This is a genomic window from Streptomyces sp. WI03-4A, assembly GCF_033792105.1.
Taxonomy (GTDB): domain Bacteria; phylum Actinomycetota; class Actinomycetes; order Streptomycetales; family Streptomycetaceae; genus Streptomyces; species Streptomyces collinus_A.
The window spans coordinates 47651-73524 of record NZ_JARAUO010000028.1 but is presented as its reverse complement, the minus strand read 5'-3'; the positions used below and the strand labels follow the sequence as shown (position 1 = coordinate 73524).

Below are 25874 nucleotides of genomic sequence, written 5' to 3'. Positions count from 1 at the left end.
ACCCGTCACTTCATGGTCAGGAACCGCTGCACCAGCGAGGCCAGCAGCAGCGCGAGCAGCGGCAGCGAGAACCAGAAACTGCCCTGCAGCCAGCGCAGTCGCCGCACCCCCGGCCGCAGCGCGACCCGGACCACCTCGCGGGCGGTGAGCAGCAGGATCAGGGCGACGGCGGCCAGCGCGCCCGCCACCGACCAGGGCGTCCACGTCACCTGCGGCCCGACGGGCCCCGGGTCGGGCGCCGGCACCCGGCCCGCCGGCCGCTCGCGCATCGCGTACACCGTGACGTCGCCGTCGACCAGGACGCGCGTCAGCTCCCGCCGTTCGTCCAGGTGCCGGACCAGCCGGGCCTTCCAGGTCCGCGCGTAGCCCGCGTCCAGCTCCAGATAGGTCACCTGGCTCTCGTTGACCATCAGGTACGAGTTCGGTCCCGCGTCCCTGAGCGCCTTGACCAGGCCGGACACCAGCCCCGGGTCGACCGGTGCCTGTGTCGGCACGTAGTTCACCCGCTCCATGTCCCGCGCGCCCCACGGCAGCGCCGGGGTCACGTCGTTGACCGGGTCCTGGGTCAGCCACAGCAGCCGTACGGTCGGCCGGTCGTGGGCGTACACCCAGTCCATGGCCGTGACCTCGCCGGGCCGGGTCCGCTCGAACGGCTCGTTGCCCCACCGGGCCACCAGGAAGCCACCCATCAGCAGCAGCCCCGCCAGCAGCGCGGCCACCGGGGCGAGGCTGATCCGGTTCTTCGTCCGCTCCCCGGCGGTGACACCGGCGCGCGGGAACAGCGCGAGGGCGCCGAGCAGCGCCGCGCCCGGCACCGCGAACATGAAGACGCGCAGCGCCATCTCACCGCCGTACGACTGCATGCCGAAGCCCAGGAACGGCACGAAGGTCAGCACCAGCAGCGACCGCTCGCGGTACCGGTGGGAGCGTCTGCGCCACCAGCCGCAAGCGGCGAACGCCAGCACCGAACCGGCCAGCAGCACCCGGGTGTACAGGACCAGCTTGTGGGTCGAACTCCCGCCCTGGATACGGCCGGAGACGGACGTCGACACGTTGCTGCCGACCCCGCCGACCCCGCCGAACAGGTCGTCGAAGTGGCCGGACCAGTACGGCTCGGCCATGAAGCCGACCCAGGCCGCCACCAGCACCGCGAACAGGATGGGCAGCCCGCGCAGCTCCGACCGGCCGGCCAGCACCAGGGCCGTGAGCACACCGAGCATCACGAACGGGGTGAGCTGGTGGGCCGGGACGCTCGCCGCGTACAGGCCGATCAGCACCAGCAGCAGCACGGCGCGCTGGCGCCGGCCGGCCGGCGCCACCTCGGCCTCGCCGGGGCGGCGTACGGACCAGATCACCCGCGGGGCGCGGAACCAGACCAGCAGGACGGCGACGAAGACGAGGTACAGCAGGTAGGTGAAGCCCTGCGGGGAGAAGTAGTCCTGGCCGACCCAGCCGCTCAGCACGAAGAGCCAGACACCGGTCCACTTCGCCCGCCAGCTCGCCCGCAGCGACCGCGTCAGCAGGACCATCGGGGCCAGATAGGCGAGCTGGACGGCCGTGGGCCACCAGCGGATGATCTCCGTGAAGTCGCCGATCCCGCACGCCCGGCCGACGAACGCGGCCGCCGCGAAGAAGCCGGGCCAGCTCCAGCGGGCGTCCAGGTCGGGCACGGCGGACCCGGTGCGGTCGATGTAGTCGATGAAACCCAGGTGCTGCCACGCCGTCGCGAACCGCGGCTCGGTCTCCAGCACGGCCGGCAGCGCGTGCAGGGACACCACCGTCGCCAACAGGGTGACCAGGAGCAGCGCCCGGTGCTCGCGGCGCAGCCAGAGCAGCGAGGCGAACACCGTGACCAGCAGCGCGGCCCCCACCAGGGTGGGCAGCGGCAGCACGGAGACCAGGCCGAGCCCGCCCATCCCGTCGAGGTCGCCTTCACCGAGTCGCAGCGCCGGCACCCAGTACAGCAGCAGCGCCGCGACCAGCAGACAGCCGAGGACCACTCCGGAACGGGTGGGCGCGACCCGCTCGCGCGGTGCGGCCGGCACGGGCGGAGTCGGCTCGTCGGGCACGGCGTCGCCGTCCGCGAAGCCGGTGACCGCCGCAGGCTCGAACGCCGCGTAGACGTCCTCCGACGGCGCGTCGGAGCGTTCGGCCGCTGCCTCCGCCTCGCGGAACAGGGCGTCGGACTCGTGGAACGGTGCGTCTGCCTCGCCGAACGGCCCGTCGGACTTCTCGAACAGCGCGTCGACTCCGCTGAACGGCGCGTCGGAGTCCTCCTCCGCCTTCCGCAGGAGGGCCGCCTCGGCCGGGCCCAGAGAGGCCTCGGTGCCCGGTTCCGGCTCCTCGGCCGGGCGGGGCACGGGTACCCCGGCCGGTGGGGTGCCGGGGCCCGGGCGGACGTCGGGGCGGCGCTCGACGTGGTCGAAGTCGACGTGGATGCCGAGGGCGAGGGTGTCGTTCTCCAGCGCCCAGCCCGGGCTGTGCCGGTGCGTGGGGGAGTCGGCCGGGAGGCCGGGGGCGTCCCCGCGCGGGCGGCCGGCCGTGCGCGGCCGGGGGCGGGAGGGCTCCCCGAGGTCGGCGAGGTCGCCGTCCGGTGCCGCGGTGTCCGGCACGGGGGCGGGAGCCGCCCGGACCGTCCGCCACAGTCTCGGCGCCGCGAGCGCCACGATCACGGTCAGGCTGGAGATCTCGGCGACGCCCGCGCCGGTCAGCCCCATCCGCGGCAGCAGCAGCAGGGTCAGGCCGAGCACCAGCACGCACAACAGGCCCTGCAGCCAGGCGAGTCCGGCGGTCCGGCTCTGCGCGCGCAGCACCGCGAAGTGCGTCTCCATCACGACCCGCAGCACCGCGCCGACCGCGAACCAGCGCAGCAGCGGGGTCGCCGCGTCCGCGTAGCCGTCGCCGAAGACGCCCAGGATCCAGGGCGCGCCGACGAACAGCGCGCCCGCGATCGGCAGCATGATCCGGGCCATCCGCCGCAGCGCGGCGCGGGTGTCGGCGGCGAGCCGCCCCGGATCGTGCGCGCCCTCGACCGTCAGCGACGCGCCCATGTTGATGGCGAGCAGGTTGGTCGTGCCGCCGATGGTGGTGGTGATGTAGAAGTACGCGTTGTCCTCGGCGCTGACCTGCGAGGCGATGATCACCGGGACCAGGTAGACCACGGCGAGCGAGAACAGGGACCCGGTGTAGTCCCCGGCCAGGAACCTGCCGATCTCGCGCAGCGCCGGCGGCTCGGCGTGGCCCTCGGTCGACCGGACGTGCCGGGGCACCAGCCGCCGGAACACCAGCCAGCCCAGCGGCACCACCGAGGTGGCGATCGCGGCGACCCAGGACACGAAGACGCCCGTGGTCGGGACGGCCACGGCGAACGCGACGAGGAGCCCGAGCTTCACGGCCGAGAACAGGGTGTTGCCGACCGGCACCCAGGGCGCGCTGCGCAGCCCGGTCAGCACACCGTCCTGGAGGGTGAGCAGGTTCCAGGCGACGACGGCCGCGACGAAGCCCAGCCCGTTCACCGGCCCGTGCAGGAAGCGGTACGACGGCCCCCACGCGCCCAGGGTCATCAGGAACACCCCGGCGGCGAGCGCCACCACCAGTGAACTGCCCGCGTAGGTACGGAAGATGAGCCGGCCGGTGCGCCGCCCCGACACCGGGATGAAGCGGGCCAGCGCGCCGGTCAGGGTCACCGCGGTCAGCCCGGCGAGCAGCTTCATCGCGGCGATGGCCGCGGATCCCTGGCCGACCGCGGACTCGGAGTAGTAGCGGGCCGCGGCCAGCCAGAAGCCGAGCCCGAGGACGGCGGAGATGCCGGTGTTGAGCATCAGCGCGTAGGCGTTGCGGAACAGGGGGCTGCCGCCGGCCGGGCGGCCCGCCCCGGGCAGGCGCAGTCGGCGTCCGGGCCGTTCGGGCGCCTGGGTCCCGGGCGGCGCGGTCTCGGTGGTGGTGGTCGTGTCAGACACGGGAGCTGATGGCCTTCCGGCGGACCTGGCGTGCTCTTCGGACGAGTGCGTAGCCCTTGGTGAGGGCGCGGTCCCTGGCGAAGTTCCGGGCGATCGCACGGCCCTGGAGCAGCCGTTCGAACTCCTCGACGCCCGTGGTGCGGCGCACGGTGACGCGCCGCAGGGCGTAGGGGCCCTGCCGGCGGCGGGCGAGCCCGTTGCCGACGGCCAGTGCCTGGCCGTACCCCGCCGCGCGCACGGCCTGCCGCACCCGGCGGCTGGAGTAGCCGTAGGGGTAGGCGAACGACACCGGACGCGTGCCGAGTTCCGTGGTGAGGACGTCCGTGCTGTGCCGCAGTTCCGCGCGCAGCGCCGCGTCGTCGAGCTGGTCGAGCTGCGGGTGGGTGTGGCTGTGGCCGCCGATCTCGACGCCGGTGTCCGCGAGGTCGCGCACCTGCGGCCAGTCCAGCATGGTGTCCAGGCCGCCGCCGGTGTCGTACGCGCCCTTGATCCAGCCGGTGGAGACGAACAGCGTGGCCGGGAAGGCGTGCCGGGCGAGCACGGGCAGGGCGTGCCGGTGGACGCCCTCGTAGCCGTCGTCGAAGGTGATCAGCACCGGCCGGGCGGGCAGCGGTCCGCCGCGGCGCCAGTGCGCCGCGAGGCCGGCGGTGGTCACCGGGGTCAGCCCGAGGTCCCCGATGAGCGCCATCTGCTCGGCGAACGCCTCGGGAGCGACCGACAGGTCCCGGGTGGCGTCGTTGGGCGCGCTCGCCACCGCGTGGTACATGAGGATCGGCACGGGTGCGTCGGTCATGGGCGTTCCCCCTCGATCCGTACGACGGAGAACGTGGTCCCGCCCCGCCGGGCGCGCACCCGTCCCACCACGTAGCCGCTCGCCGCCGTCAGCACCCCGGCGACGATCGCGCCTGCGCGTCCCGCGCCGCCCCGCCGGGCGAGCAGCGCGTCCCTGAGGCCCCGGGCGACGCCCGCGGGCAGCACCCGGGTGGTGTACCGGCGTTCGGACTCCAGCCCCTTGCCGGCGCCGACGCTCCGCGCAACCAGGGCCTTCGACAGGCCCTCCGCGTAGGTGCGGGTGCGGAAGTAGGCGAAGCGTTCCCGGGGTCCGGGCACCCGGTGGTGGATCACCGCGCGGTCGTCGATGAGCAGCAGCGCGTCGGGGCGGACCCGGGTGAGGCGGATGCACAGCTCCGTCTCCTCGCAGCCCAGCGGGCGCCGGTCGCCGTCGCGGCCGATGCCGGTGGCGAAGCCGCCCGCGGCCTCGAACGCCGTACGCCGGAAGGAGGCGTTGCCGCCGAGGACGTTGCGGACCCGGACCCGGCCGGGCGGCAGCCCCCGGTAGGTGCAGCCCACCACCCAGTCGAACTCCTCGGGGAACCAGGCCGGACGCCGGCCGGACGCCCAGACGGGGACCGTGCGGCCGCCGACGGCCATCACCCTCGGGTCGGCGTACCCCTCGGCGAAGCGGCGCAGCCAGTCCCGCTCGGCCACGGCGTCGTCGTCGAGGAAGGCGATCACCTCGCCGTGGGAGGCGGCGATGCCGGTGTTGCGGCCGGCCGACAGGCCGCGCGGGCCCGCGTTGGCCAGCACCCGTACCGCCGCGTCCGTCTCGTACTCCCGGGCCAGCCGCTCCAGCAGGGCGGCGTTGTGGTCCACGACCAGGAGCGTCTCCAGCGCCGGGCACGACTGCGCGCGCACCGAGGAGACCGCCGCGAGGATGTCCTCCCAGCGGTCCTCGGTGTACACGCAGATCACGACGGAGATGCCGGGATCTCTCAAGACACCTCTCCCCGGACCGAGTCGAGCAGCGGGGAGTGGTGTTCCTGGCGGCGCAGTTCCCGCCGGTTGGAGCGTTCCCCGAGGATGACCTTGAGCACCCGGAACCCGTCCCGGACCGCGCGCAGGTTGCTCGTGCCGTGGATGCGCAGGTACTCGTGGCTGGGGATCTCCTGCACCCTCAGACCCGCCTTGACCACTCTGATGTTCATCAGCGTCTCGACCTCGAAGCCGGTGCAGTCGAGGTCGATCTTGTCGAGGCAGTGCCGCCAGAACGCGTTGTATCCGTAGCACAGATCCGTGTAGCGGGCGCCGAACTTGCGGTTGACGACGGTGCACAGCGCCCAGTTGCCGAGCTTGCGGATGAAGGTCATGTCGTCGGTGCCGCCGCCGTTGGCGAAGCGCGAGCCCTTGGCGAAGTCGGCGCCCGAGACGAGCGCGGAGACGTAGGAGACGATCTCGCCCCCGTCGGCCGAGCCGTCCGCGTCGACCATCACGACGATGTCGCCGGTGCACGCCTCGAAGCCGGAGATCAGGGCATCCCCCTTGCCCTTGCCCCGCTGTTCGACGACCTTGACCGCGGGCCACAGCGAGCGCGCGACCTCGACGGTGTCGTCGGTGGAGTTGCCGTCGACGAGGACGACTTCGTGGATCCAGCCCGGAAGGGACTTGAAGACGTACGGCAGGTTCTCCGCCTCGTTCATGGCGGGAATCACCACGCTCACCGGCGGGGTGATCGCCAGGTGGGAGGAGATGGGCCGGTAGTGGGTGGCGATCAGCGGATTCTTGCCCGAACTGGGCGGATGCAGAACGGAACTCATGAGTGTGTGTCCCTCTCGTCCGGTGGACCGCCCGCCCCTGGGCGGCCCGGCTCTGTGTCCGGTTCGAAAGGGGGGTTCTCGTCGCGGGCACGGCGGATCGATCTCCGTGCACCCTGACGAGCTGGCAAAGCTGGCCGGCCTGCCCGAAGGAGAGGGCAGGCGGTCGCGCGGCACGACTCGGTGACACGTGCGGTCACCGAGCACGGCACCCCCCTACCGCGCCCCGCGCCGGAACGTCACGGCCCTGAGCCCTCCCCTGAGCCGCGTGCCGACGGACCGATGCGGGTGACGTACGACGGTATTGACGATTGAAGCATTATGGCAAGACCTGGAACGAGTCTCACGTTTTTGTTGGTTTGGCCGTTACACAACTTTGGCCGTGATTGGTCACTCTTGTGTGTGTTTCCTCGAACGCCGTTCCCGGTGAGCGGGGATGCGGTGAGCGAGGATCCGGTGCGCCAGGAGAGGCAGGAGGAGGAGCAGGCTGAGCACGGTCACCGCGACGACGCCGCCGCGGACCGACCAGCGGTGCACCGCCAGCATCGCCTGGGCGACCAGCATGTTCAGCACGACCGCCCCCGCGAGCGCGGCGACCACCCGGCCGAACGTCTCCAGCCCGCGCAGCGCCGCCCCGATGCCCGCGGCGGGTGCCGCGAGCAGGAAGAACAGCGTGCACGGGCCGCGCAGTGGTGTGCCCGCGTCGGTGAGCGCGAGAGTCGCGCCGACCGCGGCGACGGCCGTGGCCGCCCCCGCGAGCAGGGGTGACAGGTCCCTCCCCGGTCCTGTCCCGGTCCGCTCGGTGTCGCCTCCGGCGCCGTCCGTCGAAGGTGTCTTGATGCGTAACGTCTGCATTGGCGACTTTGCCCCCCAAGGCGCCGGATGTCGGCTTCAATGTCGCGCAGCCGCGCGGGGCCGTCAAGACGGCACCCCTTCTTTAAACATGTGTTCCCATCGCAGGATCTCCGGCTGCCGCTGAACGGAATTGACGCTTCATCGACATGTCCGACTGGGATGGCATGTGCACGCAACCCCTGGGCGCGTGAACTTCCTGGGGCGATCCGGTCGAGACGTCGTTGAGAGCTGAAAAGTCTTGGCATGGACACTTCCGTTCAACACGCGTAGTTGCTACGAAAGTTATGGCAGAGATCCTGCTAAAGGGAGGTTCCATGAGACGTTCCCGACTTACCGGATTCGTTGCTTCGCTCCTCCTCGCCACCGGTCTCGGTCTGACCGGGGCCGCCACGGCGCAGGCTTCACCGACGGCCGCGACCGGCGGCTACGTGGCGCTCGGCGACTCCTACTCCTCCGGAGTGGGATCAGGCAGCTACATCAGCTCCAGCGGCAGTTGCGACCGCAGCACCAAGGCGTACCCGTACCTGTGGAACGCCGCCCACAGCCCGTCCTCGTTCGCCTTCAACGCCTGCTCGGGCGCCCGTACCGACGACGTGCTGGCGAACCAGCTCGGCTCGCTCAGCTCCTCCACCGGCCTCGTGTCCATCACCATCGGCGGCAACGACGCGGGCTTCTCCGACGTCATGACGACCTGTGTCACCAGCTCCGACAGCACCTGCCTCGCCAGGATCAACACCGCCAAGGCGTACGTCGACTCGACGCTCCCCGGCAAGCTCGACGCCGTCTACAACGCGATCAGCGCCAAGGCCCCGTCCGCCCGGGTGGTCGTGATCGGCTACCCCCGCTTCTACAAGATCGGCCAGACCTGCATCGGGCTCTCCGACACCAAGCGGTCCGCCATCAACAGCGCGGCCGACTACCTGGACAGCGCCATCCAGAAGCGCGCCCTGGACCACAACTTCGTCTTCGGCGACGTCCGCACCCCGTTCACCGGCCACGAGATCTGCTCCGGCGACTCCTGGCTGCACAGCCTCAACTGGCTCGACATCGGCGAGTCGTACCACCCCACGGCGACCGGCCAGTCCGGTGGCTATCTGCCGGTGCTCACCAACGCGGCCTGAGCCGCACGGCCGGCATCGTCAACGCGAGACCTCTCCCAGCCTGACCCGTCAGGGTGAACGCACGGTGTGGTTCCCCGTGTGCTTCTTCCCGTGGTTCCCGGAGCGCCTGCTCAGGGTGAGGCCGAAGGGGATGCGGAGGCCCCGTCCGACGGGGTCTCCGTGGCCGTCGTCGCGCACGTCACCGTGAACGGCACCGCGTTCGACGTGGCCCGCACCGGAGCGCGCACCTCCACGCTGATCCCGTTCTCGACCGTCCCGCTGTCGGAGTAGGCGGTCACGACCACCCGCACCTGCCGGGTGGTGTCCCCGCCGGACGGGAACGACAGCGTCTTCCACCCCGGGTCGGACACCGATCCGTGCGCCAGCACCCACCGGTACTCCACCTGCGCGGGCAGCCGGCCCACCGTGAACGTCGCCGTGAACGCGGGCGCCTGCGCGGCCGGCGGCGGGCACGTGCCGTCGTACGTCGTGTGCGCACCCGCCAGCGTGACCCGCACCGACTGGGCCGGCCGGCTGCTCGGCGCGGCACTGCTCGGCGGCGGCGGCGCCTCGGACTTCGTGCCGGTGCCGGTGCCGGTGCTCGCGTGGGGGGAGTGCGCGGTGCCGCTCGCCCGTCCGGTGCGCGCGTCCTCGCTCCCGTCGCCGCCCCCGCGCCCGTGGTCGAGCAGCGCGTACGTGAGCCCCGCGACCGCCAGGACGACCGCCAGCAGACCGGCCACCAGCACCGCGCCCGTACGCCGTCCGCGCTCCGGACCGGCCGCCGTGGTGCGCGGCTCCGGGTACCCGGTGGGCAGCGGCACCGGCGGCGTGGGCGCGGAACGGTGCGGCCGGGCGGCGACCGTCGGGGCGTACGGCGAGGACGGCAGCGGCCGGGTGCGGGCCGCTCCGCCCGCCGCCACGGTCCGCAGATCCTGCTCGGCCCGCTCGGCGGACAGCCGTTCGGCGGGGTCCTTGCGCAGCAGCCCCTCGATGACCGGCGCGAGCGGCCCGGCCCGCCGGGGCTCGGGCAGCTCGTCGTCCACCACCGCGCGCAGGGTGCTCAGCGGAGTGTCGTGCCGGAACGGGGAGTTGCCCTCCACGGCCGCGTACAGCAGCACCCCCAGCGACCACAGGTCCGACTCGGGGCCAGGGTTGCGTCCCAGCGCCCGCTCGGGGGCGAGGAACTCGGGCGAGCCGATCACCTCGCCGGTCATGGTCAGCGCGGAGCTGCCCTCGACCGTCGCGATGCCGAAGTCGGTGAGCACCACCCGTCCGTCGTCGGCCAGCAGCACGTTGGCCGGCTTCACGTCCCGGTGCAGCACCCCGGCGGCGTGCGCGGCGCGCAGCGCGGCCAGCACCTCGGCGCCGATGTGCGCCGCCCGCTCCGGGGGGAACGGGCCCTCGGCGTCGAGCCGGTCGGCCAGCGACAGGCCCCGCACCAGCTCCATCACGATCCACGGGCGCCCGCCCTCCATGGCCACGTCGTACACCGTGACCACGTTGCGGTTCCCGACCCGGGCCGCCGCCCAGGCCTCCCGCTCCAGCCGCGCGTACAGCCGCTCGACGTCCGCGACGTCCAGCCCGGCCGGGGCCCGCACCTCCTTGACGGCCACCTCGCGGTGCAGCACCTCGTCCCGGGCGCGCCACACGGTGCCCATGCCGCCCTCGCCCAGCGGGGACAGCAGACGGTAACGGTCCGCGATCACACGTTCACGGCCCGGCTCTTCGGACACGGAGTCCCCCCACGGCATCTGACGCGATATCAACACAAAAGTAGCTCAGCCCAGCGCGGTTGCCGCCCCTTTGAGCACCAATCCGGCACCCAGGGCGAGCACGACCAGCGCGGACGCGAGCGGCAGGGTCCGGCGCAGCAGGCCGGCCAGCGGGTGCCCGGTCCAGCGCGGACGCCGGTCCAGGACGCGGCTGACGCCCGACCCCAGCCGGACGACGGCGAACCCGGCCGCGGTGAGCGTCAGCGCGAGACCGGCGCCGTACGCCACGACGAGCAGCAGCCCGAACCACGCCTTGCCGAGCGCGGCTGCGCCGACCAGCACGACGACCGCGGACGGGCTGGGCACCAGGCCACCGGCGAACCCGAGCAGGATCGTGCCGCGCAGGGTGGGGGCGACGGGGTGGCTGTGGGTGTGACCGCCGTGGGTGTGTTCGAGGACGGCGTGGCTGTGGCTGTGGCTGTGCGCGTGCTCGTGGCCGTGTTCGTGCGGGGCATGTTCGTGCGGGGCGTGGTGGGCGTGGTCGTGCTCGGGGTCATGGTGGTGGTCGTGGCCGTGCTCATCGTCGTGGGGATGGGCGTGGCCGTGGTCATGCTCGTGGTCGTGCCGGTCGGGGACGTGCGCATGAGCGTGTGGGTGGGGGTGGGCCTCCGCGCGGTGCGCGCCCACGGCGACCGGCAGGCGCTCCGCCACCTGGACGGGTGCGGCGGCGGGTGCGGCCGCGTGGAGGCGCTCGTGCGCGTGGTTGCGCCAGGCCCGCCGGGTCAGGTTCGCGCCCGCCACCAGCACCAAGGCGCCGCTGGCGATGCCCAGCCAGGCGATCACCGCGGGCGTGGCCGCGGAGCCGGCCGTGACGAGCAGGCCCAGGGCGACCACGCCGAGCGTGTGGGTCACCGTCACCGAGGCGGCCAGCGGCAGCACGTCCCGCAGCCTGGCCCGGCCCCCACGCGCGGCCGCCGTCGCGGCCATCAGCGTCTTGCCGTGACCGGGCGCGAGGGCGTGCATCGCGCCGAGCACGACGGCGATGAGCAGGGCCAGCGCGGCGAAGCCCACGGTCAGGTCGTGCCGGGCCACCAGGTCGTCCAGGGCACGGGTCCAGCGGTCGGCGCCCCGGGGCAGCACGGAGGCGCCGGGGGCGTCCTGCCGCTCCCGTGCGAGGGCCGGACCGCCGGGGCGCACCCGCAGGGAGGCGTCGACGGTGTCGGCGGGGGAGGACAGCAAGTCCTTCGGATAGGTGGTCAGTTCGTGCGAGACGGACGCCTTCGGCACGTCCGTCGCGGTGAGCGTCGTACGGTCGCCGCGCGCGGTGATCTCCCGCCAGCCCGGGCCGCCGGTGGCGCCCGCGCTGTGGAAGCCGACCGTGACGGTCCTGCCGCGGGGCAGCGGCGCGGTGAACCGGCACTCCACGCGCAGCGTGTGCAGCCCGGCCTGACCGGGGCGCAGGGCGGCGCGCGCGGAACCGGGGGCCAGCGTGACGGAACGCCCCGAGACGGTGAGCCTGCTTTCCCGGGCGGCCCCGGCGCACCGCTGCTCGGCCCAGGCGGGCAGGCCGAGGCGCCGGACGGCGGGCCCGGCCTGGGTGGCGGGGATCTCGGCGAGGTCCTCCACGTGGTCGATCCGCACCTGCCCGGGGGCGGTGACCAGACCGTCGTAGCGGTTGACGGTGAAGTTCCCGAGGGGGTGCGCGCTCGCCGCCCCGGCCGGGGCCAGCAGCAGGGCGCAGGCGGCGGTGAGTACGGCGGCGGCCGAGGCCACCGGGCGGCGCAGGTTCACTCGGCGGCTCCCAGCGCCTTACGGGCCGCGGCCGCGCCCAGCGGGGAGAAGCCGGGGTTCAGCTTCAGGGCCGCCCGCAGTGAGGCGCGGCCGGCCCCGGTGTGGCCGGTGGCCAGCTCGATCATCCCGCGGTGGTACCGGAAGGCGGCGCTGCGGTAGCCGGTCGCCGTGGCCTTGCGGGCGTAGCCGAGGGCTTCCCCGTCGCGGCCGTTGACGTGCAGCGCCCAGGCCAGGGCGTCCGCGGTGTGCACCGTGTGGCGGCGGGCCCACTCGGCGCGGGCCGCGCGCAGGGCGGACGCCTTGTCGCCGTGTTCGGCCGCCGCCAGCGCGGTGTCGAGGTCGGCGTTGACGCCGTTGGCGCGGGCGAGGGCGATCCAGGCGTCCACGAGCGCGTACTGCTCGCGTGCCCTGGCCCGGTCGCCGGCCCCGTCCCTGGCCTCGTACAGCTCGCCCAGTTCGACCAGCGGCCCGGGCAGCGGATAGCGGGCGACCACGGTCCGCAGGCCCTCGATCGCCTCGTCCCGGCGGCCGGTGGCCGCCTGGGCCCGGGCCCGGCCCTCCAGCGCGGGAAGGTAGTTCTCGTCGGCGGCCAGGGCGCGGGCGTAGTAGTCGAGCGCGGCGTCGTACTGCCCCTGGTTCCAGGCGAGTTGGCCGAGCTGAGCGGCCACGTACGCCACGTCGCCGGGCGAGGTGGCGGCGGTGAGCGCCTGCTCGAGCACGCGCCGCGCGGTCGTCACGTCGCCGCGCAGCTCGTACACGTACGCGTACCGGGTGAAGACCGGTACGCCCGGCTTGCGGTCGTCGGCGGTCCGGGCGGCGCGGGCCGCGTCGGTGTACCGGCCCAGCTCGACGAGGGCGTCGATGCGCGAGGACAGGGCGCGTTCGCCGTACGGGTTCCGGCTCAGCGCCTGGTCCGACCAGACGAGGGCGTCCTTGAAGTCGTGCCGCGCGGCGGCGAGGGCGGCCCGGCCGGCCAGCGCCTGGTCGTTGCCGGGGGCCAGGGCCAGGGACCGCTGGAGCGCCTTCTCCGCCTGCGGGTAACGGGCCGGGTCCCCCTTGGTGCGCGCCTGCTCGACGTAGGCCAGGCCGAGGGTGGCCCAACTGCCGGCGTCCTTCGGCTGGGACCGCAGGTGGTTCTGCAGGGCGGCGATCCCCGCGTCCAGGTTCCCGCTGCCCAGCGCCCCCGGATCGACGGCGCTGGAGGAGGCCGCCACGGCCACGGAACCCTGGTCCCGTGCGGCCCCGAACGCGATCGCCCCACCGGTGAGCGCCACGGCCAGCAGCGCCGCACACCCGACGAGCCGCACCCCCCGCCACCGTCGCCCGGCAGCGGCGACCCGACGCACGGCGGCGACACGGTCGTCGCCGACGGATTCGTGGGTGTCGGGTTCGTGGGCGTCGTGCCCGGCGGGTGCTTCCCGGCGGGCCCCCTCCACAAGGGGCGGGGCCCCGACCGCGGAGCCGCCGGCCGCCGCGGCTTCGCCCACGGTGAGTTCCGCGGACGCGGGTTCCGGGGGGACGGATGTGCCGGGGCGCGCTGTGTCCGTCGCCGTGGGGGGAGCGGTGGCAGCCGCCGAGTCCGCTGCGGCGGGGACCAGTTGTGGTGACCGCTCCGCACCGATCCGGCGGACGGCGGTGATGCGCTCGTCGCCGACGGGGTCGTGAGCGCCGGGTTCCTGGGCGCCGGGTTCGCGGGCGTCAGGCCCTGCCGGCCCTTCCGGCCGGGGCCGGCGGACGGCCGCGGTGCGCTCGTCGGTGTCGCCGGGCTCCTCGTCGTACGTGCGCGCGGACATGCCTCTCCTCGGTCGCCTGGTGGGTGGAGCAAAGGGCGCGGCCCGCCGTGGGGGAAGGGGAAACGGGCCGCGCCGGTCGGTGGGGTGCGGGTCAGTACGGGCGCTGCATCCGGCGGCGCCACCACGCGAAGGCGGTGCCGATCAGCAGGATCCCGGCCGCGCCCGAGGCCGCGGAGGCGGCGATCAGGACCGTGTCGCCCGAACCGCCGGAGGACGAGCCGGCCGGCGAGAGCGCGTCACCGAGCTGGCTTCGCACGTCCGCGCCGGAGGTCGTGCCCTTGGCGAGCGCGCCGCGCGAACCCGAGGTGGGTTCGGCGACGTACGGGAAGTACTTCTCGAACTTCTTGTCGTTCTTGTCGACCGCGTCGCCCAGGTCGTTCTTGGAGCCGACGAGTTCGCCCTCCACGACCTGCAGCGCCTCGTCCACCACGTCGTCGGTGAGCCGGCGGCCGTTGGGGAAGCCCGCGTTGTCGCCGTCCAGGACGCCCAGCCGCTTGGGGTGCATGGCCGGCTTGATCGAGGTGTTCAGCCGCAGCTCCTCCGCGGGCCGCACCTTCGGGGGCTGGTTGAGACCCTTGACGCCCTTGAGGAAGACGTCGACCAGGTCGTTGCGCGGCTCGGCCGGCGCCTTGATCTTGTAGATCGACTCGATCAGCTTGGGCAGCTCGGGGTTGGTGACGTTCTTCAGGAACTGCCCGTCGTACGCGGGCTGGGAGGCGTTGAACCGGTCCTTGTCCTTCTGCGGGTTCACGACCTCGTTGACCAGCGGGTTGCCCAGCCGCGACACCTGTGCGTAGTAGCCCTGGGCGTTACGGCGCTGGGTGGTGGACCAGATGCCGACGACCGGCTGCTTCGACGACTCGCGGATCAGGTCGTTGGGCACCTGCAGCGCGATCGTGTTGACGTTGTAGCCCTTGAGGGTGTCCCGGCCGACCTCGGTGAGGTTGCCGCCGTACAGCAGGTCGAAGACCCGCAGGTCCAGGAAGAACGGGTCGTCGGCCTGGCCGGCGAAGGTCGCGGCGCCGCCCGCCGCCTTGTACACGGCCTGGGTACGCAGCTTGCCGTAGTCCGGCATGGACGCCTTGCCCACGTTCGACGGCGCGACCGGCACGTCGTCCGCGACCTTCGTCCGCGACACCATGTGCTGGTGCTTCAGCCGGATCAGGTCGATGTCGTACGTCTGCGTGATGTTGAGGTCGGGGTCGTCGAGGCTGGTGACCGGACCGGTGTTGTACAGGAACGTGTTGCCGTTCTTGGTGTGCGTCTTGAACGTGTAGCGGAACAGCAGGTCGTCCTGCGCGTCACCGTTGCTGTCCACGTGGATGTCGTACTGGGCGTCGTCCGCGAACGTGTAGAAGTTCGGCCCGCCGGCCGGCTCCTCGAACGGGATCCAGTTCGCCACGATCGTCGTGGTGTCGGGCTTGTCCGGGCTGACGAACGCGTACAGGTCCGTGTTGTCGTACTGCGGTGTCCCCGATATCAGCGGGGCCTCCCGGTGGGAGGAGGCGGAGGCCGCCCCGGGTTCCAGCGTGGCGACGCCGGCGGCTGCGAGCCCCCCGGCGGCCAGCGCGCCACAGATGAGCGAGACCAGGCCCTTGCGTCCTGTGCCGCTCCTGGAGAAGAGAGGTGTCATGCCGTCCGTCCTCAGTGCCGACTTGCCTTTGACGGACGGGTATACGGAGCCGGGCGCCGAATCGGATTGGTCGGACGGAAAAAATCTTTTCGGCGTTCCGGACCCGCGTTTTCGGCCCTCTGATCCGTATCAACCGCCGGAGGTGTGCGCTCGTGCGGATGCGTGGAGCCAGAGGCAGGGCCGGCTGCGGCCATGGAAGGGCGGCCGGGGTGGAGGCGGACGAACTCCTCGTACTCGTCGCGGGCGGCGACCAGAGGGCGTTCGAGGATCTCTACGGACTGGTCTCGGGACCGGTGTTCGGACTCGTCCGGCGGATCGTGCGCGACCCCGCCCAGTCCGAGGAGGTGTCCCAGGAGGTGCTGCTCGAACTCTGGCGCTCCGCCGCCCGGTTCGACCCGCGGCGCGGCAGCGCCCTGTCCTGGATCCTCACCCTCGCCCATCGCCGCGCCGTCGACCGGGTGCGCAGTGCGCGCGCGGCCGGAGAACGCGAGCAGCGGGAGGCGCTGCGCGCCGGTGAACCCGCCTTCGATCACGTGGCCGAGGAGGTGGAGGCGGGCCTGGAGCGCGAGTGGGTGCGCCGCTGCCTCGACCGGCTCACCGCGCTGCAGCGCCAGTCCGTGACCCTCGCCTACTACGACGGCTACACCTACCGTGAGGTGGCCGAGCGGCTCAAACTGCCGCTGGGCACGGTCAAGACGCGGATGCGCGACGGGCTCACCCGGTTGCGCGAGTGCCTGGGAGGTGCCGCGTGAGTGTCATCGGCCGCCTGCTGGGCCGCGAGGACCTGCACTCCCTCGCCGCGCCCTACGCGCTCGACGCCCTCGAACCGGGGGAGCGGCGCCGCTTCGAGAAGCACCTCGGCTCCTGCGACCGCTGCGCGGACGAGGTCCGGGCCCTGGCCGAGGACGCGGTCCGCCTGGCCTGGTCCACGGCAGCCCCCGCACCGGCCGCGCTGCGCGACCGGGTCCTGGCCGCCGTCCGCACCCTCCCGCAGGAGCAGCCGCAGGGGCCCGCCCGGGAGCGCGCCCCCCAGCTCCCGCCGCACGTCTGGGGCGTCCAGCCGCCGCCCGCGCGCACCCGTACGCCCCGGGGACGCCCCCTGTTCGCGCCGTTCGCCACGGCGACCGCCGCGGCGGCCCTCGTCGTCGCCTCGCTCTTCGCGGTCCAGGCGCACCACACCCAGGCGCGGCTGGACGCCGAGCGGGACCGGGCACGTGAGATCGCCCACGTTCTCGCCGCTCCGGACGCGCGCGCCGCCGGCAGCACGGACGCCCGCGGCCGCGGTATCGGAGTGATCGCCTCCGCATCGGAGCGGCGGGCCGTCGTCACCCTGAGCGGATACGGCACCCCGTCCGGGGGTCGCGTCCACCAGCTCTGGCTCATGCGCCCCCATGTGCAACCGCGCTCCCTGGGCCTCTTCGCGGGCGACACGCCCTTCGTGGCGAAGGGGCTCGACCCGTCCTCGACGTCACTCGCCGTGACCGTGGAGCCCGACGGCGGCTCAGTGCAGCCCACCAGCCAGCCGGTTGTCCAACTCACCCTGAAATCGGTCGGATTCGGAGAGTAGTCAAAATGGGATGGTCAACCTCCTTGTGGGGAAGGTGAATCCTGTGACCGCGATACACGCGCGCCCCACCGGGACGATAGGGTTACCCTGCCCGGGCCGGGTGGACTCGTACGGGTGGGGAGTGACATGGAGCAGATAACAGTGCGCAGCAGGGCGAGGGTCCCTGCGATCACCTGCGGGAGCAGCGCGACGAGTTCGCGTCTCGACCGCCATCTGTCGGTGCTGGCGGGTCCCGCCATACCGCAGCGGGAGACGATCGAGGCGACCTCGCTGATGCTGGAGCTGACGGCACGTGACACCGCGCACAAGCGCAGCGACCGGGGCGCGCGGGTTCGCCGCGTCTCCCTCTTCGCTCCGCTGCGCCGGCTGCGCCGTTCGCTGTTCGGCGGTCACTAGCGGTACCGACCGTCGGCTCAACCGCCGCTGAGCGGCCCCCGGTCGAACCGGACCGGACCGGCCTCCTCGGAAACCACTTCCAGGACCCGCGCTCAGGCCGTCACACCGTCCCGGCGCAGTGCTGCGATCTCGCCGTCCGTCATCCCCACGGCACGCAGCAGTGCTTCGGTGTGCTGCCCGAGCGCGGGCACGTCGCCCATCCGTGCCTCGTCCCCGCCCGGCAGCGTGATGGGGGGCAGCAACGCCCTCAGCGGCCCGACCGGCGTCCCCACCTGGCGCCACCGCTCCCGGGCCGCCAACTGAGGGTGTTCGGCCAGTTCGTGCAGGTCCCTGAGTCGCGCGCAGGCGATGCCGGCCTTCTCCAGCCGGGCCACGGCCTCATCGGCGTCCAGCGCGGCCAGGGCGCCCGCGACCAGCGCGTCGGTCCGCTCCCGGTTGGCCACCCGCGCGGCGTTCGTCGCGTAGTCCGGGTCCGTCCCCAACTCCGGCCGACCCACGACCTGTTCCGCCAGTCGCCGCCACTCGCGGTCGTTCTGCACCGACAGCAGCACCCGTCCGCCGTCCGCCGTCGCGTACGCGTCGTAGGGCGCGATGACGGCGTGCGCGAGACCGGTGCGGGCCGGGGGCTCGCCGCCGTGCATCGCGTGGTGCAGCGGATGGCCCATCCACTCGGCCAGCGCCTCCAGCATGGACACCTCCACCGGCCCGCCCCGCCCGGTCGTGCCGCGCCGCACCAGGGCCGCCAGCACCCCGGAGAAGGCGTACATGGCCGCCGCGATGTCCGCCGCCGGGATCCCCGCCTTCACGGGCTGCCCGGGCGTCCCCGTCACCGACACCAGCCCCGCCTCGCACTGCACGAGCATGTCGTAGGCCCGCTTGTCCGCGTACGGGCCCGAGCCGCCGTACCCCGAGATGTCCACGGCGATCAGCCGGGGGTGCGCCGCGCACAGCGTGGCCGCGTCCAGACCGAGCCGGGCGGCGGCGCCCTGGGCCAGGTTCTGCACGAACACGTCGGCGTCCGCCACCAGCCGCCGTACGACGTCCAGACCGCGCGGGTCCTTCAGGTCGAGGGCGAGGGACTCCTTGCCGCGGTTGCACCACACGAAGTGCGAGGCCAGGCCGCCGGCCGCGGTGTCGTAGCCGCGCGCGAAGTCACCGCCGTCGACCCGTTCCACCTTGATCACCCGGGCGCCCAGGTCGGCGAGCTGCCGAGTCGCGAACGGCGCGGACACCGCCTGTTCGACGGCGACGACGGTGATGCCCTCCAGGGGCAGCGGGAGAAGGTCCATGGGGTGGATGATCTCCTCCGGCCGGCGGTTCTGTCAGCAGGGGCCCTTGCCGGAGCAGCGCGGACACGGCCTAGAGCAGCACGAACTGGCCCTCCGGGCCCTCCTCGTGGTGGTCCAGGACCGAGGCCGGGCGGCGGGACGCCTCCGGCACGGGCAGGACGCCGGCCCGGCGCAGCTCGGCCACCGTGACCGGGGAGGTCACCGTCAGCTCCGCCCGCGGCGGACGCACCCCGCCCAGCAGGGTCAGCACGGTGATCAGCTCCAGCAGCTCCGACGTCCACGCCTGGGGCCAGGCCGCCGGCCGGACGGCTTCGAGACCACCGGGTGCGGCCGGTGCGGTGCGGGCCGCGAACCACGCCTCCAGTACCCGCACCCCGGCCACCTCGTACTCCCAGGCCTGGACCGGGACCGGGGAGATACGGCCCTCGTCCAGGTGGAGGGTCTCCTCGTCACCGTCGTAGTGGAGGGTGACGGGCCGCGCGGGCAGGGGTGCGCGGACGTAGGGGCGGCGGCCGCCCGGCAGTTTGGGCCGCTCGCCGTCACGGCGCATCAGCCAGAGCGCGCGCCGGCCCAACTCCACGCCACGGTGCCAGATCTCGGCGTCACCGGTGAGCGGCACCGTGAGGTCGGGGCGGACGGCGGCGAGGATCCAGGCCAGCACGTCCGGTGCGCCGGGGCGGAACCCCAGCCGGGCCGCCAGGTGGTCCAGCAGGCCCGGTGCCAGGTTGGGTTCGCCGCCCCCGGGACGGCGGTGGAGCGGGCGGACGCGGCCGGTGCGCAGGAGGGGGAGGTGGGAGGTCGCCAGCAGGGGGTCGTCGTCGCCCGTCGTCTCGACGACGAACACCTGGTGCTCGTCCGCGACCCGCCACAGCTCCGGGCGGGCCGTGTCGATCAGCCGGTGGTCCGGGATCAGCCACTGCTCGTCGAAGGGTGCGGCCAGCACCCGCACAGGCTCGGCGCAGGGGCCCTCGGCGCGCACCAGCCGTTCCGTGCCGCCGGCCCGGCCGGGGAGCTGGCCCACCGCCGACCGCAGGGTGCGCGCCCGGGTCGGCTCGAACAGGGCCTCCCGGTCCGGCCCGTCCGCCTTGAGCAGAGCGTCCCAGCGAGCCTTCAGCGAGGCCGGGTCGGGTGCCGTCGGCCAGGCGCGGCCGAGCCGCAGCGGTGCGACGGACCACGGCATGAGGTCCGCCAGCGGCGGAGCGTCGTCGTGCGTCACGCTGGGCATCGTACGGGCTCGTCCCGCCGGCCGGGTCAGGTCGCGTCCAAGGTCACCGTGAAGGAGAAGCGGTCGCCGCGGTAGTGGATGACCGCCACGTCCAGCACCCGGCCCTGGGCGTCGTAGGTGACGCCCGTGTAGTGCAGGATCGGGCTGAGCAGCGGCACCTGGAGCAGCCGCGCCGTCTCCGGGTCGGCGAGCCGCGCCTCCACGGTGTCGGTGATCCGGCTGATGTCCGCCCGCACGACGTCCCGCAGCACCTTGGTCATCGGCCAGCGGACCAGGTCCTCCCGGTCGATGCGCGCCGCCAGTTCGGGGCGGACGTGGTTGCGGGCGTGGTTGGTCGGCTCACCGGTCTTCTCGTCGCTGCGCAGCCGGTGGTAGGTCGCCACCTCCGCGAGGTCCGGGAAGTACTCGGTGAGTTCGCCGGCCACGGGCGCGTGCCCGTGGTCCAGCAGTTCCGTCGTCATGCCGGACTGCTGGGCCACGATCGCGTCCACGGAGCCCAGCAACCGCACCGGCGCCCCGCGCCGCACCCCGGGCTCGATGAAGGTGCCGCGCCGCCGGTGCCTGCTGATCAGCCCCTCGTCCTCCAGCTCCTTCAGCGCCTGCCGCATGGTCAGCACGCTGACACCGTAGTGCCCGGCCAGCTGCTCCTCGGTGGGCAGGCGCAGCGGGTCGCGCGGCGACCGGCCGAGTATCGAGGCGCGCAGCGACTGCGACACCTGGTACCACAGCGGCAGCTTGCGGTTCAGGACGATCGAATCCGGAGCGAAGGAGGTCACATGGCTATCCGTACCTGGTGGGGAACGTTCGGTGCAACGGAGGCGTCACAGCGGGCGGAAGTGACGCTCCAGGCCCTGCCACACGTCGTCGTACCGCCGCTGGAGCTGGTCGGTCCCGGCGGCCTGCGGGGTGAGGGTCACCGGCCAGCGCGTCTCGAACATGAACGCCAGCCCGTCGTCGATCTTCTGCGGTCGCAGCTCGGCCGCGCTCGCCCGGTCGAAGGTCTCCCGGTCGGGGCCGTGCGCGGACATCATGTTGTGCAGCGAGCCGCCGCCCGGCACGAAGCCCTCCGCCTTGGCGTCGTAGGCGCCCTCGATCAGGCCCATGTACTCGCTCATCACGTTCCGGTGGAAGTACGGCGGCCGGAAGGTGTCCTCGCCCACCAGCCAGCGGGGCGCGAAGACCACGAAGTCGACGCCGGCCAGACCCGGGGTGTCGGACGGCGAGGTCAGCACGGTGAAGACGGACGGGTCCGGGTGGTCGTACGAGATGGTGCCGATGACATTGAAACGGCGCAGGTCGTAGACGTAGGGCACGTGGTTGCCGTGCCAGGCGACCACGTCGAGCGGGGAGTGGTCGTAGGTGGCCGTCCAGAGGTTGCCGCAGAACTTGTTCACCACCTCCACCGGTCCCTCCACGTCCTCGTACGCGGCGACCGGTGCCCGGAAGTCCCGGGCGTTGGCGAGCCCGTTGGCGCCGATCGGCCCGAGGTCGGGGAGCTGGAACGGCGCCCCGTAGTTCTCGCACACGTAGCCCCGCGCCGACTCGTCCAGCAGCTCCACCCGGAAGCGCACCCCGCGCGGGATCAGTGCCACGTGGGCCGGCTCCACGTGGAGCCGGCCGAACTCGGTGTGCAGCAGCAGCCCGCCGCGCTCCGGGACGATCAGCAGCTCGCCGTCGGAGTCCGAGAACACCCGTTCCATCGAGGAGTTGGCGTGATACAGGTGCACGGCGACGCCGGAGCGCTGGGTCGCGTCGCCGTTGCCGCCGAGGGTCCACAGCCCCGTCAGGAAGTCCGTGCCCGCCGGCGGCTCCGGCAGCGGGTTCCAGCGCAGCCGGTTGGGGTCGGGCACCGTCTCGGTGAAGGGAGCGGTGCGGATCGCGCCGTTGCCGGTGCGGGTGAACGCCGGGTGCGCGGCCGACGGGCGGATGCGGTACAGCCAGGAACGGCGGTTGTGCGCCCGCGGCTCCGTGAACGCCGTACCGCTGAGCTGCTCCGCATACAGGCCGAGCGGTGCGCGCTGCGGCGAGTTCCGGCCCTCCGGCAGGGCGCCCGGCATCGCCTCGGAGGCGTGTTCGTTGCCGAAGCCGGTGAGGTACGACAGTCCCTCGGCGGTCTTCCGTGCGTCCCCGCTCATGATCGCTCCCTTGCGCTCCCGATTCCTATGCATCACCGTAGGAATCAGAGGGGGTGGGCGCAAGAGCATCCCGGCTCCTCCCTCCCGGGTAGGGCGGGAACCAGACTTCAGGGGGATTCGGGTGCGGGAACGTTGCTCTAGTGTCCCGAGCATGTCGTGGACGCGCAGGACCCTGGTCGCGCTCGCGGTCTGCGTCCTGGTGCCGCTCGGCGCCGAGGGCTGCGTGACCGGCGGGGGGCCCGGGCACGCCGGAGCCGTCTCGCCCTCACCGGTGGGCAAGGTGCTCCGGGACACCGACGGGACGGGCCGCCACCTGCGCGAGGTCGCCGGTGAGGAAGCGCCCGAGGTCGGCGTCGAGGTGACCCCGGACAGCGCCCGCGGCTGGGACGTGCTGCTGACGGTGCGCCGCTTCCGCTTCTCGACGGCCGTCGCGCGGCACGAGGCGGTGCCCGGGCGGGGGCACGCCCGGCTCTTCCTCGACGGCCGCCCGGTGACCCGGCTGCGCACACCCGAGTACCACCTGGCCGGCCGCCTCGTCCCGCACGGCACCCACCACCTCACCGCCCGCCTGTACGCCGACGACGGCACGGTGTGGGCCGTGCGCGGCCGGCCGGTCGAGAGCACCGCCGACATCACCGCGTCCGGCGCCGAGCCGGGCCCGGCGGGCACCCCCTCGGGTGCCGCCCCGTAACCGGCCGACCGGACCCCGACAGCCCCGTCGGCCCCGTCCGCCCCGTCCGTCGCGGCGGACCGCGACGGGGGCCGATGAGTGCACCGGCCACCCTTTCGCGTACTGGGGGGCGAGGTTCACCGGACCCCGGCGGAAAGGCATCATGAAGTCCGTGCCCCACGTGACATCGCTTCGCCGCGCGCCCGTTCAGCGGCGCAGCGCGGAACGGCTGACCAGGATCCTCGACGCCTGCGCCGCCCTCCTCGACGAGGTCGGCTACGACGCCCTGAGCACCCGCGCCGTGGCCGCGCGCGCGGGCGTCCCCATCGGCTCGGTCTACCGCTTCTTCGGCAACAAGCGGCAGATGGCCGACGCCCTCGCCCAGCGCAACCTGGAGCGGTACACCGAGCAGGTCACCGGACGCCTCGACGGGGCGCGGCCGGGGGACTGGCGGGCCGCCATGGACGCGGTGCTGGACGAGTACCTGAGCATGAAGCGCACCGCACCCGGCTTCACGCTCGTCGACTTCGGCAACCAGATACCGGTCGGCGTCCGGCAGTCCGAGCCCAACACCCGCGTCGCCGACCGCCTCACCGACCTGCTCTCCGGGCACCTCGGCCGCACCCCGGACGAGGAACTGCGGCGGGTCTTCCTCGTCGCCGTGGAGAGCGCCGACACCCTCGTCCAGCTCGCCTTCCGGGTCGACCCGCAGGGCGACGAGGCGATCATCCACGAGACGCGGGAATTGCTGCGCGCGTACCTGGGACGCGTGCTGGACTGAGGGCGGCACCGGTCGGCATCAGGGTCTCCCGTCCATGCCAACCGGTCGGTATGCTCGCCGGGACCCGCCCGCGCCCCGCGGCACGCCGTCGGCCCCGGCCGCACGGCGCCCCCGGCACCCGCCGACCACCTTCGGGAGGACCCGTGTCCCGCACCGCCCTGCGAATCTGCCCCCTGTGCGAGGCCACCTGCGGGCTGACCCTCACCGTCGAGGGCACCCGGGTCACCGGCGCCCGCGGCGACCGCGAGGACGTCTTCAGCAAGGGGTTCATCTGTCCCAAGGGCGCCTCCTTCGGCGCCGTCGACGGCGACCCCGACCGGCTGCGCACCCCGCTGGTCCGCACCGGCGGCGCCCTGCGCGAGGCCACCTGGGAGGAGGCCTTCGACGCGGTGGCCGCGGGACTGCGCCCGGTCGTGGAGCGGTACGGCGCCGACGCCCTCGGTGTCGTCCTCGGCAACCCCAACGTGCACACCGTCGCCGGCGCCCTCTACCCGCCCGTCCTGCTCGGCGCCCTGCGCACCCGGAGCCTGTTCACCGCCTCCACCGTCGACCAGATGCCCAAGCACGTCTCCAGCGGACTCCTCTTCGGCGACGCCCACGCCATCCCGGTGCCCGACCTCGACCACACCGACCACCTGCTCCTCATCGGCGCCAACCCCCTGGAGTCCAACGGCAGTCTGTGCACCGCCCCCGACTTCCCCGGCCGGCTCAAGGCACTCAAGGCCCGCGGCGGCCGGCTCACCGTCATCGACCCGCGCCGCACCCGCACCGCGAAACTCGCCGACCGCCACCTCGCGATCCGCCCCGGCACCGACGCCCTGCTGCTCGCGGCGACGGTCCACACTCTCTTCGCCGAGGACCTCGTCGACCTCGGGCACCTCGCCCCGCACCTCGAGGGCGTCGAGGACGTGCGCGACGCCCTGCGGGAGTTCACCCCGGAGGCCGTGGCCGGCGCCTGCGACCTCGACGCCGACGTCATCCGCGTCCTGGCCAGGGAGCTGGCCGCCGCGCCCACCGCCGCCGTCTACGCCCGCATCGGCAGCTGCACCGTCCCGCACGGCACCCTGGCGAGCTGGCTGGTCGACGTCCTCAACATCCTCACCGGCAACCTGGACCGGCCGGGCGGCGCCCTGTTCCCGCAGGCCGCCACCGACCGCACGCCCCGGCCGGCGGGCCCCGGCCGCGGCTTCGCCCTCGGCCGCTGGCACTCCCGGGTGCGGCGACTGCCGGAGGCGAAGGGCGAGTTGCCGCTCTCGGCGCTCGCCGAGGAGATCGACACCGCCACCGACCAGGGCGAGCCGGTCCGCGCGCTGCTCGTGGTCGCGGCCAACCCGGTGCTGTCCGCCCCCGACGGCGACCGGCTCGACAAGGCCCTGGAATCACTGGACTTCATGGTCAGCGTCGACCCCTACCTCAACGAGACCTCCCGCCACGCCGACGTCGTCCTGCCCCCGCCCCCGCCCTCGCAGAGCCCGCACCACGACTTCGCCTTCAACACCTTCGCCATCCGCAACCAGGTCCGCTACAGCCGCTCCGCCGTCCCCCTCGAACCCGGCCGCATGGCCGAGACCGAGATCCTCGCCCGGCTGATCCTGGCCGTCACCGGGATGCACGGCACCGACCCGGCCGCCGTGGACGCGATGGTCGTCGACCAGACCCTCGGCAAGGCCGTGACCGAGGCGCACTCACCGGTGCACGGCCGCGACCCGCGCGAACTGGCCGCCCGGCTCACCGGGGACAACGGCCCCGAGCGCCGGCTCGACATGATGCTGCGCCTCGGCCCGTACGGCGACGGATTCGGCGCCCGGCCCGACGGCCTCACGCTGGAGCGGCTGCTGGCCCACCCGCACGGCATCGACCTCGGCCCGCTGCGCCCCCGGCTGCCGCAGCCCCTGAAGACGGTGAGCGGCAGGATCGAGCTGCTGCCCGGACCGATCGCCGGCGACCTGCCCCGGCTGCGGTCGGCGCTGCGCGAGCGGCCCGCCGGGCTCGTCCTGGTCGGCCGCCGCCACCTGCGCTCCAACAACAGCTGGATGCACAACGTGCCCGCTCTGACCGGCGGTTCCAACCGCTGCACCCTGCACATCCACCCCGCGGACGCGGCCCGCCTCGGCGTGACCGACGGCGCGCCGGTGCGGGTCAGGGGTGCCGGGGGAGAGGTGACCGCGCCCGCCGAGGTCACCGACGAGGTGCGCCCCGGCGTGGTGAGCCTGCCGCACGGCTGGGGCCACGACCGCCCCGGCACCCGGCTCGGCCACGCGGCGGGCGTGCCCGGCGTCAACGTCAACCAGCTCCTCGACGGCAGCCTGCTGGACCCGCTGTCCGGCAACGCGGTGCTCAACGGCGTCCCCGTCCAGCTCGCCGCAAGCCTGTGAGC

20 protein-coding genes are annotated in these 25874 nt (G+C 73.6%); 7 read left to right on the top strand and 13 right to left on the bottom strand.

Going from position 1 to position 25874, the window contains the following annotated elements; all coding sequences use genetic code 11:
• Positions 1 to 5: 5 nt before the first annotated feature.
• From PV343_RS25745 to PV343_RS25725, 5 genes are all read right to left on the bottom strand, one after another.
• Positions 6 to 3959, bottom strand: a complete 3954-nt coding sequence (locus PV343_RS25745; RefSeq protein ID WP_319149336.1) for a lipopolysaccharide biosynthesis protein — start codon at positions 3957 to 3959, stop codon at positions 6 to 8.
• A complete protein-coding gene (locus tag PV343_RS25740; protein WP_319149335.1) occupies positions 3952 to 4752 on the bottom strand; it encodes a polysaccharide deacetylase family protein in 801 nt (266 codons plus the stop codon). The genes PV343_RS25745 and PV343_RS25740 overlap by 8 nt, the downstream gene beginning before the upstream one ends.
• Positions 4749 to 5735 carry a glycosyltransferase family 2 protein gene (locus PV343_RS25735; RefSeq protein ID WP_319149334.1) on the bottom strand — a complete coding sequence of 329 codons (987 nt, stop codon included), beginning with the start codon at positions 5733 to 5735 and terminating at the stop codon, positions 4749 to 4751. The genes PV343_RS25740 and PV343_RS25735 overlap by 4 nt, the downstream gene beginning before the upstream one ends.
• Entirely contained in the window at positions 5732 to 6553 is an 822-nt protein-coding gene (locus PV343_RS25730) for a glycosyltransferase family 2 protein (protein WP_319149333.1), read from the bottom strand. The genes PV343_RS25735 and PV343_RS25730 overlap by 4 nt, the downstream gene beginning before the upstream one ends.
• 387 nt (positions 6554 to 6940) lie before the next feature.
• On the bottom strand, positions 6941 to 7405 hold the full coding sequence (locus PV343_RS25725; protein ID WP_319149332.1) for a hypothetical protein: 465 nt from the start codon (positions 7403 to 7405) through the stop codon (positions 6941 to 6943).
• Between the two features lie 314 nt (positions 7406 to 7719).
• On the opposite strand from PV343_RS25725, the gene PV343_RS25720 reads away from it, so the two are divergent.
• Positions 7720 to 8526: an SGNH/GDSL hydrolase family protein gene (locus PV343_RS25720; protein WP_319149331.1), complete on the top strand. Its 807-nt coding sequence runs from the start codon at positions 7720 to 7722 to the stop codon at positions 8524 to 8526.
• Positions 8527 to 8636: 110 nt separating this feature from the next.
• On the opposite strand, the gene PV343_RS25715 is transcribed toward PV343_RS25720, so the two are convergent.
• From PV343_RS25715 to PV343_RS25700, 4 genes are all read right to left on the bottom strand, one after another.
• Complete coding sequence (locus tag PV343_RS25715; RefSeq protein ID WP_319149330.1) at positions 8637 to 10238, bottom strand: serine/threonine-protein kinase; 1602 nt, start codon at positions 10236 to 10238, stop codon at positions 8637 to 8639.
• 45 nt (positions 10239 to 10283) lie between these two features.
• Positions 10284 to 12008, bottom strand: a complete 1725-nt coding sequence (locus PV343_RS25710) for a sulfite exporter TauE/SafE family protein (protein WP_319149329.1) — start codon at positions 12006 to 12008, stop codon at positions 10284 to 10286.
• Complete coding sequence (locus tag PV343_RS25705; RefSeq protein ID WP_319149327.1) at positions 12005 to 13801, bottom strand: tetratricopeptide repeat protein; 1797 nt, start codon at positions 13799 to 13801, stop codon at positions 12005 to 12007. Before PV343_RS25705 ends, PV343_RS25710 begins: the two co-directional genes overlap by 4 nt.
• Before the next feature lie 91 nt (positions 13802 to 13892).
• Entirely contained in the window at positions 13893 to 15434 is a 1542-nt protein-coding gene (locus PV343_RS25700; protein ID WP_319149326.1) for a DUF4331 domain-containing protein, read from the bottom strand.
• A gap of 209 nt (positions 15435 to 15643) precedes the next feature.
• Here PV343_RS25700 and PV343_RS25695 point away from each other — a divergent pair, with 209 nt between their 5' ends.
• From PV343_RS25695 to PV343_RS25685, 3 genes are all read left to right on the top strand, one after another.
• Positions 15644 to 16186 (top strand): sigma-70 family RNA polymerase sigma factor, encoded by a 543-nt coding sequence (locus PV343_RS25695; RefSeq protein ID WP_319149374.1) that lies wholly within the window; start codon positions 15644 to 15646, stop codon positions 16184 to 16186.
• The gene (locus PV343_RS25690; RefSeq protein WP_319149325.1) at positions 16183 to 17001 is read left to right on the top strand and encodes an anti-sigma factor; all 819 of its coding nucleotides are present in this window, start codon (positions 16183 to 16185) and stop codon (positions 16999 to 17001) included. The genes PV343_RS25695 and PV343_RS25690 overlap by 4 nt, the downstream gene beginning before the upstream one ends.
• Before the next feature lie 126 nt (positions 17002 to 17127).
• Positions 17128 to 17397: a hypothetical protein gene (locus PV343_RS25685; protein WP_043475115.1), complete on the top strand. Its 270-nt coding sequence runs from the start codon at positions 17128 to 17130 to the stop codon at positions 17395 to 17397.
• 92 nt (positions 17398 to 17489) lie between these two features.
• Here the strand turns inward: PV343_RS25685 and PV343_RS25680 are convergent, their stop codons facing one another.
• The 4 genes from PV343_RS25680 to hmgA all read right to left on the bottom strand — a co-directional run bounded on the left by PV343_RS25680 (position 17490) and on the right by hmgA (position 22046).
• Complete coding sequence (locus tag PV343_RS25680; RefSeq protein ID WP_319149324.1) at positions 17490 to 18686, bottom strand: CaiB/BaiF CoA transferase family protein; 1197 nt, start codon at positions 18684 to 18686, stop codon at positions 17490 to 17492.
• A 70-nt stretch (positions 18687 to 18756) separates the two neighbouring features.
• Complete coding sequence (locus PV343_RS25675; protein ID WP_319149322.1) at positions 18757 to 19911, bottom strand: type ISP restriction/modification enzyme; 1155 nt, start codon at positions 19909 to 19911, stop codon at positions 18757 to 18759.
• 26 nt (positions 19912 to 19937) lie between these two features.
• The gene (locus PV343_RS25670; RefSeq protein ID WP_319149321.1) at positions 19938 to 20687 is read right to left on the bottom strand and encodes a GntR family transcriptional regulator; all 750 of its coding nucleotides are present in this window, start codon (positions 20685 to 20687) and stop codon (positions 19938 to 19940) included.
• 45 nt (positions 20688 to 20732) lie between these two features.
• Positions 20733 to 22046 (bottom strand): homogentisate 1,2-dioxygenase, encoded by a 1314-nt coding sequence (gene hmgA / locus PV343_RS25665; RefSeq protein ID WP_319149320.1) that lies wholly within the window; start codon positions 22044 to 22046, stop codon positions 20733 to 20735.
• A gap of 151 nt (positions 22047 to 22197) precedes the next feature.
• Between hmgA and PV343_RS25660 the strand changes: the two genes are divergently transcribed.
• From PV343_RS25660 to PV343_RS25650, 3 genes are all read left to right on the top strand, one after another.
• Positions 22198 to 22737 (top strand): hypothetical protein, encoded by a 540-nt coding sequence (locus PV343_RS25660; protein WP_319149319.1) that lies wholly within the window; start codon positions 22198 to 22200, stop codon positions 22735 to 22737.
• 142 nt (positions 22738 to 22879) lie between these two features.
• Positions 22880 to 23497, top strand: a complete 618-nt coding sequence (locus tag PV343_RS25655) for a TetR/AcrR family transcriptional regulator (protein WP_319149318.1) — start codon at positions 22880 to 22882, stop codon at positions 23495 to 23497.
• Positions 23498 to 23640: 143 nt separating this feature from the next.
• On the top strand, positions 23641 to 25872 hold the full coding sequence (locus PV343_RS25650; protein WP_319149316.1) for a molybdopterin oxidoreductase family protein: 2232 nt from the start codon (positions 23641 to 23643) through the stop codon (positions 25870 to 25872).
• Positions 25873 to 25874 lie beyond the last annotated feature (2 nt).